The 10,811-nt window shown below is 64.1% G+C and carries 10 protein-coding genes; 5 read left to right on the top strand and 5 right to left on the bottom strand.

Annotation, left to right across the window (positions count from 1 at the left end):
• Positions 1-1,040, bottom strand: a 1,040-nt coding sequence (locus AC1D0Z_RS15075) for a type I glutamate--ammonia ligase (protein ID WP_477659036.1), incomplete at its 3' end; no start/stop codon positions are given.
• The gene (locus AC1D0Z_RS15070) at positions 1,037-2,449 is read right to left on the bottom strand and encodes a Rieske 2Fe-2S domain-containing protein (RefSeq protein ID WP_477659035.1); all 1,413 of its coding nucleotides are present in this window, start codon (positions 2,447-2,449) and stop codon (positions 1,037-1,039) included. The genes AC1D0Z_RS15070 and AC1D0Z_RS15075, both read right to left, overlap by 4 nt.
• 52 nt (positions 2,450-2,501) lie before the next feature.
• On the opposite strand from AC1D0Z_RS15070, the gene AC1D0Z_RS15065 reads away from it, so the two are divergent.
• Complete coding sequence (locus tag AC1D0Z_RS15065; RefSeq protein ID WP_477659034.1) at positions 2,502-3,224, top strand: GntR family transcriptional regulator; 723 nt, start codon at positions 2,502-2,504, stop codon at positions 3,222-3,224.
• A gap of 15 nt (positions 3,225-3,239) precedes the next feature.
• Here AC1D0Z_RS15065 and AC1D0Z_RS15060 read toward each other — a convergent pair whose 3' ends face one another.
• Both AC1D0Z_RS15060 and AC1D0Z_RS15055 read right to left on the bottom strand, forming a co-directional pair.
• A complete protein-coding gene (locus AC1D0Z_RS15060) occupies positions 3,240-4,496 on the bottom strand; it encodes an SGNH/GDSL hydrolase family protein (protein ID WP_477659033.1) in 1,257 nt (418 codons plus the stop codon).
• A gap of 12 nt (positions 4,497-4,508) precedes the next feature.
• On the bottom strand, positions 4,509-5,627 hold the full coding sequence (locus tag AC1D0Z_RS15055; RefSeq protein ID WP_477659037.1) for an MFS transporter: 1,119 nt from the start codon (positions 5,625-5,627) through the stop codon (positions 4,509-4,511).
• Positions 5,628-5,761: 134 nt separating this feature from the next.
• Here AC1D0Z_RS15055 and AC1D0Z_RS15050 point away from each other — a divergent pair, with 134 nt between their 5' ends.
• The gene (locus AC1D0Z_RS15050) at positions 5,762-6,715 is read left to right on the top strand and encodes a LysR family transcriptional regulator (protein ID WP_477659032.1); all 954 of its coding nucleotides are present in this window, start codon (positions 5,762-5,764) and stop codon (positions 6,713-6,715) included.
• Positions 6,716-6,860: 145 nt separating this feature from the next.
• Positions 6,861-7,349, top strand: a complete 489-nt coding sequence (locus AC1D0Z_RS15045) for an Lcl C-terminal domain-containing protein (RefSeq protein WP_477659031.1) — start codon at positions 6,861-6,863, stop codon at positions 7,347-7,349.
• A 38-nt stretch (positions 7,350-7,387) separates the two neighbouring features.
• Here the strand turns inward: AC1D0Z_RS15045 and AC1D0Z_RS15040 are convergent, their stop codons facing one another.
• Positions 7,388-8,422 (bottom strand): NADP-dependent oxidoreductase, encoded by a 1,035-nt coding sequence (locus tag AC1D0Z_RS15040; RefSeq protein ID WP_477659030.1) that lies wholly within the window; start codon positions 8,420-8,422, stop codon positions 7,388-7,390.
• A 423-nt stretch (positions 8,423-8,845) separates the two neighbouring features.
• Here AC1D0Z_RS15040 and maiA point away from each other — a divergent pair, with 423 nt between their 5' ends.
• Both maiA and pgeF read left to right on the top strand, forming a co-directional pair.
• Positions 8,846-9,484, top strand: a complete 639-nt coding sequence (gene maiA / locus AC1D0Z_RS15035) for a maleylacetoacetate isomerase (RefSeq protein WP_477659029.1) — start codon at positions 8,846-8,848, stop codon at positions 9,482-9,484.
• A gap of 12 nt (positions 9,485-9,496) precedes the next feature.
• Positions 9,497-10,306, top strand: a complete 810-nt coding sequence (gene pgeF / locus AC1D0Z_RS15030; protein ID WP_477659028.1) for a peptidoglycan editing factor PgeF — start codon at positions 9,497-9,499, stop codon at positions 10,304-10,306.
• The last annotated feature ends 505 nt before the right edge of the window (positions 10,307-10,811 follow it).

Genomic DNA, 10,811 nt, shown 5'->3' with positions numbered 1-10,811 from the left:
GGCGTGCAGAAGGCTGTCATGCCGCACGCATGCGCGAGCAACCCGGCGAGGTAGTGTTCGCCGGTTTCGGTCAGCGTGTACTGTGCGTGCGCGGGTGTGCTCCCCTCTGCGGGGCTTTGGCGTTTGAAGGCGTTGGCGCCGGTTTTCAGGTCTACCAGTGACTGGTGCAGGTGCCAGCCGCTGGACATGATGTTCGGAAAGGGCGGCCGGCACATGAAGGTGGCGTGATAGCCCGCGCGCCTTAAGGCTTGTTTGACGGCACTGCGAAACAGCACCATGTTGTCGGCGGCTGTCAGTGCATCGGTGGCTTCAAACACCGCCTCAACCTGGCTCGGCCCCAGTTCGATTTCCAGCGACAGCAGCGGCAGCCCCAGCGCCTGTGCCGTGCGCTGCACGATGCGAAGCGGCTCCTCGGCCATGTCCACCCATTGCTCTGACAGCAGGTGGTAACCGGGATGGATCATGTTCACCTCCGGCGRCAAGCCCGGCCAGTCGGCCAGCGCCGGGTCAAGTTGGGGAGCGCTGCCGCCTTCGGAAATCCGGTAAATGTGGAACTCGATCTCCAGCCCGCACTTCATGCTGTAGCCGGCTTCCGCCAGTTTTGCGAGTGCGCCTTGCAGTACCCGGCGCGTGTCGAGTTCTACCGGGYGGCCGTCGGGAAACCATGGCTGGCATTGCACCCAGCCGGTTTTTTCGGCCCAGGGCAATTCTTTCAAGCTTGCCGGGTCGKCCAGCAGCATCACATTGCCGCCAAATTCAAAACCCGGCAGTTCGTCGGCGCCGCCGGCTTCGAATACCTTGTACGCGGTGCGGTCGGCGGTGTCCTTGAGCAGCAATGTGCTCACCATGCCGACGCCGTCCGTCATGGCTTGTCCGRCAGCAGAGGCCACCAATGTCTTGCCGCGCAACATGCCATGCAGGTCGCACCAGGCAAAGCGCACCAGTTCCAGGCCGCGTGCCTCGATGCGCAGCGTCGCGTCAAGCAGTGCGGCCTGCCTGGCGGCGCCGTGCACGCCGCATTGCGCCGCAAAGCTGCTCATGGTTGAGTGACGGTGTTGGGTAAGTCGGAGGTGGACCTGGCGTCCAGCCACGGCGCACCCTCGCGTTTGGTGCGCGCGGTTTGCTGCCACCACGCGGCCCATTCACCGGCCGGTGCAATGCCGTCCACCGTATCGGGACCGGTGATTACCCTGGCCTGCGCGGGGTCGGCGATGCCGGGTGCGCCGCCGCCGTTTTGCACTGTCTCAATCGCCTTGAGCAGCACGCGCCGGTTGGCCATGATGACCTTGTCGGAAGTGCCGAGGTGCTCGCGCGTGCGGTCCTGAATGGCGCCCATGCTTTCCACGGCCCATTGGTCGTGCACATTGATGTCTTCTTCGCCCATGCCCAGGTAGGTGGTGCTCATCTGCTCTTCGGCGTTGAATCCCCAGTTGTTGTGGCGGCCAGCTTTGGGGATGTAATCGGGCAGGGCGATGAACTGCTGGCGCTGCGCGCGCATGCTCTCGCGGTCCAGCGGGGCGCCAAAGCTGGTGAAGAAGGTGTACCAGTAGGTGTTCGTGTCGTCTACCGGCACATGCATTTGGGTGATGGTCATGGTTTCCGACAGCGGAATCACAAAGGTGGCCGGGAAGATCGCGTTGGTCACGCGCACATGGGTGAGCTTGTCGGTCATGGCGCGCAGCGCGGTTAGCTGCATGCCCCAGGGCTTGCTTTCAAAGCTGATGTCGGGCTGGGCAAACTCGCGCATGATGCGCGTCATCGGCCACTGCTCGCCGTCCTTGGTGCCGGCGCTGGCGCTGCGAAACTGCTTGCCGGCCGGGTTCTGGCCGATTTCGTCGAGCGGGTCGTCCTGCAAAAAGCGATGCAGGAAAGAGGGGTGCGCCGGGTCGACGCCCACCTCAAAAGCCTGCAGCCAGTTGGCGTTCCACAAACCCTTGAAGGCAAAGCTGTGCGTGGCTGGCGCGGTAAAGCAGTCAAAAGCGGGGAAGGGCGGCGGTGTGCTGCCCTCGTCACCCAACCAGGCAAACAGCACGCCGGCTTTTTCAATCACGGGGTAGCTGCGCTGGCGTATGCGTTCGCACAGCTTGCTACCCGTGGGCTCGGCCGGGGTTTCCAGGCAGCGGCCGTCGGTGGCGAACTTCCAGCCGTGAAAAGGGCAGCGCAGGCCGCCGCCTTGCGCCGCGCTTTCGCGCCGGCCAAACGACAGGTCGGCGCCGCGGTGCGCGCAGTCGCGGTCCAGCAGGCCCCAGGCGCCGGAGGCGTCCTTGAACAGCACCAGATCCTGGCCGAACAGTTTGACCGCCTTGACCGGGCGGATCGCCATGCGAGGGTCCAGCGCCGGGTTGAACTCATCGACCAGCGCCGCGGGCTGCCAGTACTGGCGCAGCAGCTTGCCGCAGGGCGTGCCCGCGGTGATGCGGGTGAGCAGTTCGTTCTGTTCAGCATTCATGGAGACCTCAAAACGGTATACCGAAATTAAAATTCAGTGTACATTTTTGGGCATGAACTTGCAAGAAACCGTTTTGATGCAGTTGCGCGACCTGATACTGCGCGGCGAGTTTGAGCCCGGCCAGCGCCTGGCCGAGCAGCAACTGGCCGAGCGCCTGGGCGCCTCGCGTACACCGGTGCGGGCCGCACTGGTCACGCTGGAGCAGGAAGGCTTGGTCGAGGCCAATGACACCGGCAAATACCTGGTGCGCCAGTTCACCCCGCGCGAGGTGGCCGATGCCATTGCAGTGCGCGGTCACTTGGAGGGCATGGCGGCGCGCCTGGTAGCTGAGCACGGTGTGTCACGCCAGTTGCAACTCGACTTGCAGTCTTGCCTGGACGAGGGTGACCGCGCACTTACCGCCAACCCGCTGGGCTATGACAACTACGCGGCCTATGCGGCCATGAACGACCGCTTCCACGCGCTCATCCTGGAGGCCAGCGGTAACCGCGCGCTGCAGAGGGCCATTGAGCTCAACGACAAGCTGCCCTTCGCCTCGGCCTCCGCCATGTTGCCCATGCAGTCCACGCTGGAGCAGGACCGCGACTGGATGCACTACGCGCATCGCCAGCACCACATGCTGTTTGCAGCGCTCAAGGCTGGGGAGGGCGCGCGTGCGCAGGCGCTGGCGGTGGAGCACACCGAGGTCGCGCAAATGAATATGCGCATGGCGCTGCAGCGGCGCGCCGAAACCGAAAGCCTCATGCCGGGCTTGCGTCTGGTCGTCGGTGGCTAAGCCGCAGGCGCTTTATTAGCGTTCGCCCAGCAGCAGCTTCAGGTCAACGGATTCGGCAACCGCCTTGTTGCCGGCATCACCCAGATGCAGGTGGTCGCCCGAGTCATAGGCGGGCAGGATACGCAGCGGGTTCTGTGGATCGCGCGCCACCGCATCGAAATCCAGCACCGCATCAAACTCGCCGCCACTGCGCATCCACGCGTTGATGCGCTGTCGCACGGCGTCTTTTGCGGGGCTGTAGTAATTGGCAATCGGCGAGCCCGGCATGGTCAGCGCGCCCTCAAAGGGTGTCAGCGTGGCACCGACGATGCGCACGCCGCGGCTTCTGGCGCGAGCAATCAGCTGGCGGTAACCGGCGATCAACGCGTCGGTCTGTGTGGCGGGCTCCTTGGGTTCAAGGGTGCTGCCCGGCCAGCTGATGTCGTTGATGCCCATGAGCAGAACCACGCTGGTGACGCCGGGCTGGTTCAGTACGTCGCGCTCAAAGCGCGCCAGCGCATTCATGCCCATGTGGTTTTTGAGAACCCGCCCGCCCGAGATGCCGGCATTGAGCACGGCCACGTTGTCCCCGGCGAGGCGGCGCGCCAGGAAGTCCGGCCACCGCTGATCGGTGCCTGGAGTTGATGCCGCGCCGTCGGTGATCGAGTCGCCGAAGGCCACCACCGTGCGCGTGCCCGGCACGGCGTCGACCAACACCGCGCTGAGGAAGAGGCGGCTGTTCACTACGCTATCGGCCTTGAGGACGCTCGCGTTCACGGCATTGCCCGCCGCAATCTGCGCAGGCTGCAGGCCGTCCCAGTGGATGGTGGTGAGTGGTGTCGTTTGTGGAAGGTAGAGGCTGACCGACAGGCGGCTCAGCGGCGCGACCGGCATCTCGACCGGGTCACTCATCACGACAGCGCTTGCCGGTACGGCGACTGTCTGCTGGCCGCCAAAGGTCAATGCCTTGCCGGCTCCGTCAGTGGGCGCTATCTGGGCCGCGCCTATTTGCAAGGCCTGCGAGCCGTATTCGTTCGACAGCACAATGCGCACGCGCGAGCCGCCCACGCTGGCCCGGACGGTCTGGCGTACGGTCTGGTCGTGAAGCGTGGCAGGAAGGCCCAGCGGCAGCACAAAGTCATCGCGCCAGATCGGCTGGGGGCTGGCCGTCCAGCTTGGCGTCCATGCGTTGACATCGGCTGCCTGCGCCTGCGGCAAAACGCTGGCGGCCAGCAACGTGAATGAAAGAAGGACATGACACGCGCGCCGCTTTGGAATGAAAAATGTGTTCATGGTGTGGTTCTCTCAGCAAGTGACGGGGATGGCGCGCGGCTCGGCCTTGTCGCGCGACAGGCTGTACAACGTGACCGCGATGCCGGCAAGGGTGATCAGCGCGGCCAGCCAGCTCAGGCCACCCAAGCCGAAGGAACTGCTCACGACCAAACCGCCCAGCCAGGCGCCCAGCGCATTGCCCACATTGAAAGCGCCGATGTTGAGGCTGGCCGCCAGATTCTGGCCTGCGCCGTGCGCCTGCTGCAGCACGCGCATCTGCAGCGGCGCCACGGTGGCAAACGAAGCCGCGCCCAGCAGCCCGACGAACACCACCGTCGCCACGGGCGAATGCAGCACAAAACCCATCACGCCCAGCACGAGGGCCAGCGCGCCCAGCGTAAGCAGCAGCGACATCCGCAGCCCGCGGTCGGCCAGGCGCCCGCCCAGCAGGTTGCCGACGAAGAAGCCGCCGCCGAACACCAGCAGGATAGGCGACACCGCCGCTTCACTGAAGCCGGTGATCTGCGTGAGGATGGGCTGGATGTAAGTGAAGATCGCAAACAGGCCGGCGAATCCGAGCACGGTCATCAACAAGCCCAGCAGCACTTGCGGGCGGGCCAGCCCGGCCAGTTCTTGCCGGATGGTCGAGGTGCCGTTTTCGGCCGCGCTGCGCGGCACAAAGATGGCCAGCACCACAAAGGCGAGCAAGCCGATCAGCGTGACCACCCAGAAGGTAGAGCGCCAGCCGTAGTGCAGGCCCAGCCAGGCGCCTGCAGGCACGCCAAGCAGGGTGGCCAGCGACAGCCCGCTGAACATGATGGCGATGGCCGAGGCTTTTCGCTCGGGCGCGACAAGCCCGGTGGCCACGATGGAACCCACACCGAAGAAGGTGCCGTGCGCCATCGATGTGATGATGCGGGCCGCCATCAGGCTGCCGTAGTCCGGTGCCAGCGCGCAAGCCAGGTTGCCCAGCGTGAAGATGGCCATGAGCCCCAGCAACACCGTTTTGCGCGGCAGCTTGCGCGTGGCCAGCGTCAGCACCGGCGCGCCCACAGCCACGCCCAGGGCGTAGCCTGAGATCAGCAGCCCGGCCGAGGCAATGGTCACGGGCCTAGAGGAAGCGAAGGAAAGGAAGGAAGTGAAGGGGATGATTTGCGCGCGTCCATGAAAGTCGCCTGAAAAGAGGATGCGCTTAGTTTGGAGACAAAGCGCTATCTTGACTAGAATGCCGTGAGGACAATGATTTGTGAATTCAATTCACTTTAATTTGCGCAAAATACGAGGTCATGCCCCGCATAGATGTCAACCGCTCCGGCGAGATGGAGGCCTTTGTCCAGGTTGTGGACAAAGGCGGTTTTTCGGCTGCCGCCAGGCACCTGTGCATGACCCCTTCGGCCGTTAGCAAGCTGGTGACCCGCCTGGAGGCGCGGCTGGGTACGCGGCTGGTCAACCGCTCCACGCGCAAGCTGCAGCTCACGCCCGAAGGCACGACGTTTTACGAGCAGAGTACGCGCGTGCTGGCCGACATGGACGAGGCCGAGCGCGGCGCGGGCGCGGGCGCCATGCCGCGCGGGCGCGTCAGCATCAACGCCAGCATGCCCACCGCGCACTGCTTGCTGTTGCCGCTAGTGCCTGCCTTCCACGAGCGCTTCCCGGACATCTCACTGGACATCACGCTGACCGACCGCGTGGTCGACTTGCTGGACGAGCGCACTGACGTGGCAATCCGCTGGGGCGCGCTCGCGTCGTCCCAACTGGTGGCGCGGCGTCTGGGTGATACGGCGCAGGTGATCGTCGGCAGCCCTGATTACCTGGCGCGTCACGGCACGCCGCAGACGCTGCAAGAACTCGAAGCCCACCAGCGCCTGGCCCATACCTTCAAGCGCAATATGCATTACTGGCCGGTGCGGGTAGACGGTCAGGTTCAGCAGTTGCCCATCACCGGCTATGCGCGCGCCAGTGACGGTGAGGCGCTGCGCCACCTGGTGCTGGCGGGCGCCGGGCTGGCCCGCATGTCGATGTTCCACGTCGGCCGCGATATTGACGCGGGCCGCCTGGTGCCGGTGGCTGAAAACCTGAACCCGGGCGAACGCGAACCCATCCATGCGGTGTTTGTCGGCCGGGGCGGCCGCCTGCCGGCGCGCGTGCGCGTGCTGCTGGATTTCCTGGTTGAGCAGGTCACGCAGGAGGTTCTTGATGGTGGCGGGCTCGGGCATGACTACCAGCTGCATCAGCCCTGACGCCTGAATGCGGCCGCACACAAACAGTGCATGCGCGCTAAGTACTACCCCCTACATAGGTTCCCTATGGTTGCAGCGAGATAACTTGCCTAGTATTGGTAACAAGTCGTAAGGCTGCAAGGCCGCTCCGGCCATGGAGATTTCTATGCACCGCAATTCCGTCCACACCTTGGGTCTTTCCCTTTTGCTGTTGGCTTTGTCCAGCGCAAGTTTTGCGCAGGAGCGCTTCAGCGTATCCGCAGACAACCAGGAAGTCACCGATAGCCGCACCGGCCTGATCTGGCGGCGCTGCGCGGAAGGCATGGTCTGGAAGGGCAAGACCTGTACCGGGCAACCGGTTTTCCTGAACCATCCCGATGCGGCCGCGCGCGCCAAGGCGGCTTCCGCGCCGGAGGCCGAATGGCGCTTGCCGATTCTCAAAGAACTCTCCAGCATCGTGTCTGCACGGGAGGCTGACGGGGACAAGGCCGCGATAGATCCCAATGCTTTTCCGGGCACGCCCGTGGCGCGCTTCTGGACATCGAGCAGCACGGGCCCGGGCTATTTCACCTTTGTGGGTTTCAGCGACGGCAGCGCCGGTGAAGCCCCGCGCGCCACGGCGGCCGTCGTGCGCCTGGTGCGCAATGCGAAGTAAGCGGCACCCAAGGCCGGCAGCAGCCGGCGCATCGGGCCTCAGTCTTTGGCCACCTGCAGCACCAGTTTGCCGAAGTTCTCGCCGTTGAAAAGCTTGAGCAGTGTTTCCGGGAAAGTGTCCAGTCCCTCGACGATGTCTTCCTTGCTTTTCATGGTACCGGCCTTGAGATAGCCGGCCATCTCCGCCACACCGATGTGGTAGCGGTCGGCGTAATCGAACACCACGATGCCTTCCATACGGGCGCGGTTCACCAGCAGCGACAGGTAATTGGCCGGGCCCTTCACGGGCGTGGTGTTGTTGTACTGGCTGATGGCGCCGCAGATGATGATGCGGGCGCCGCGCGCCAGCCGCGCCAGTACCATGTCCAGGATCTCGCCGCCCACGTTATCGAAGTAGATGTCGATGCCCTTGGGGCAATGTTCCTTCAATCCGGCGCGCACGTCGCCGTTCTTGTAGTCGATGCAGGCGTCGAAGCCCAACTCATTGACCACCCAGTCGCACTTGGCCTTGCCGCCGGCGATGCCGATCACGCGGCAACCCTTGAGCTTGGCAATCTGGCCCACGGTCTGGCCCACGGCGCCGGCCGCGCCGGAAACCACGACGGTTTCGCCGGCCTTGGGCAGGCCGACTTCCAGCAGGCCGAAGTAGCCTGTCATGCCCGGCAGGCCCAGCACGTTGAGCCAGGATGTGAGGCCCAGGCGCGGATCGATCTTGAACATGCCGCTGCGTTTGATCTGGTCGGCCGGGATCAGGCAATATTCCTGCACGTCGAGTGCGGCGTTCACGTAGTCGCCCACAGCAAAGGACGGGTTCTGGGAGGCGATCACCTTGCCCACGCCGCCGGCGCGCATCACGGCGCCGATTTCCACCGGCGGGATGTAGCTCTTGGCGTCGTTCATCCAGCCGCGCATGGCCGGGTCCAGCGACAGGTACAGGGTTTTGACGAGCACGCCGCCCGGGCCGGGTTCGGCGACCGGCTCGGTGGTGAAGCTCCAGTTGTCGCGGGTGGGCAGGCCGACGGGGCGGCTTGCCAGACGGATCTGGTGGTTGGACAAGGTGGCGATGGCRCTCATGGTGGTCYCCGCTGAATGGGGTAAAGGTTGTCGCCAGAATGGTAGCGGCGACCGGGCTTTGCACCAGTCGCGCAGGCGATTGCCCTGCCAGGGTGGTCACTTAACCAGCTCAGCTTGAAGCCATACGAAGTGCGCGACGGCGGGGCTGTATTTAACCCAGCCGGGGCCGCGGAACCGGCTTCGCCGGGCAGAACAAGCCCACCCCTGTCCAGGCTCACTTCGTGTAGCCTGCTCCCCCTCAAGGGGGCGGCGCCTAGGGCCGGCAAAGCCGTACCCTCGGCCCCCGCTGGTTGAACCCCTGAATTCTTAACCCGGCAGGGGCCGCGGAACCGGCTTTGCCGGGCCGCAGGCGCAGCGCCCCCTCGGGGGGCAGGGAGCTACGCGAAGCGAGCGACCGTGGGGGCCATGGTTTATGCTTTAGAGATGAAACTCCATAACTATTTCCGCTCTTCGTCGTCGTTTCGCGTACGTATTGCGATGGAGCTCAAGGGCCTGAGTTACGACTACATTCCGGTGCACATTGCAAAAGGGGAGCACAAGCAGCCGCCTTACGCCGCCCTGGCCGCTGACACCCTCGTGCCCCTGCTGGAAGTTGAGGGGGAAAAGCTGTCGCAGTCGATGGCCATCATCGAATACCTGGATGAAAAACATCCTGAGCCGGCCTTGTTGCCGGCCGACCCGCTGGGCCGCGCCAAGGTGCGCGCGCTGGCGCAGTCAATCGCCTGCGAAATCCACCCCGTCAACAACCTGCGTGTCCTGAAATACCTGGTCAAGGAACTCAAGCTCGACGAAACGGCCAAGAACGCCTGGTACGTCCATTGGTGCCGTGAGGGGCTGGAAGCCTTTGAGCGCCAGCTGGCCCAGTTGCCTGCGTCGACTTACTGCTATGGCGACACACCGACACTGGCCGACTGTTGCCTGGTGCCGCAAATCTTTAATGCCAAACGTTTTAACGTCAGCTTTGACGGGCTGCCGCGCACCATGGCCGCCTTTGACGCCTGCATGAGGCTGCCGGCGTTTCAAAAAGCGCAACCGTCGGCCTGCCCCGATAACGAAGCCTGAGCTGGATTGCTTGTGCATGCCGATTGGCTGATTCCCGACTGGCCGGCGCCTGCCGGCGTGCGAGCGGTGTTCACGACGCGTGCCGGGGGTGTGTCGCCCGTTCCCTATGACAGCCTGAACCTGGGTGACCACGTCGGCGACCAACCGGCCAATGTTGCGGCCAACCGTGATGTACTGCGGCGGGCAACGGGCAGCCACCCGGTGTTCCTGCAGCAGGTGCATGGCAGCGAAGTACGCGTGCTGGACGCCGCCACTGCCGATGGCCAGAAAGCCGATGCCTGCGTGACCCGCCAGGCCGGGGTTGCGTGCACCATCATGGTGGCCGATTGCCTGCCGGTGCTGCTGTCCAGCGAAGACGGTGCCGTGGTGGCCGCAGCGCATGCGGGCTGGCGCGGACTGGCAGGAAGTCCAGCAGGACAGGGCGGTGTACTGGAGGCGGTTTACGAGTCATTTCGGGCTGTAGCCCAACAGGAACGCGCGCAAGCAGCTATTAAAACAATAGCATGGCTCGGTCCGTGCATTGGGCCTTCAGCGTTCGAAGTCGGCGCTGAAGTCAAAGCCGCGTTCGAAACCGTTCAGCCTGACGCCGGCCGATTCTTTACGCCGTGCGGCAGCGGCAAATACCTGGCCGACTTGCCGGCGCTGGCGCGGTTGCGCCTCAAGGCAATGGGGATTACGCGGGTGTACGGCAATGACGGCAGCGATGCGTGGTGCACCGTGCGCAATCCATCAAGGTTCTTTTCCCACCGGCGGGATGCCGGCGTCGCCGGGAATGGGTTCGGCACCACGGGGCGCATGGCCGCTTGTATCTGGCGCGTGTGACGGCGATGTTGGGTCTGGGGCTGCATCCACGCCTGCAGTTTGCTGCAGGCGTTCTGCTGCAGCGCGCTTCTTGATTGCCTTGCTGCGGGCAGGCGCACCCATCAGGTAAACCACCAATGCCACAGGACCCAGTCCATAGAGTACAAAGGTGACCAGTGCCCCCAGAAGTGTGCCGTTGCTGTTGGTAGCTTCGGCAACACTCATCATGAGCACAACGTAAATCCAGGCAATGACAATCAAATACATAAATACGTAGAACTCCGCGGGCCTGGTGAGCAATTTGTAATGCAAATCCTACGATACTGTTGGTGTGCTCAAAAGAGTCACCAGGACTCAACATGGATCGGGGAGACAAGATGAATTTTGACGCAAAGCAGGCCCAGGCGGCCCGGCAGATGCAAGAGACCTTTGCGGCAGGCCTGCAGCAGGCCATGAGTGTCATGGCAAACGCCGGATCAGGCGCCGGTTTCAATACGGCAAACAGCGGATTCGCACCCATGGGTGC

The organism is Polaromonas sp. P1_E3 (assembly GCF_056405935.1).
Note: the sequence above shows the minus strand (reverse complement) of the source record. Positions and strands in the feature narration are given on the sequence as shown.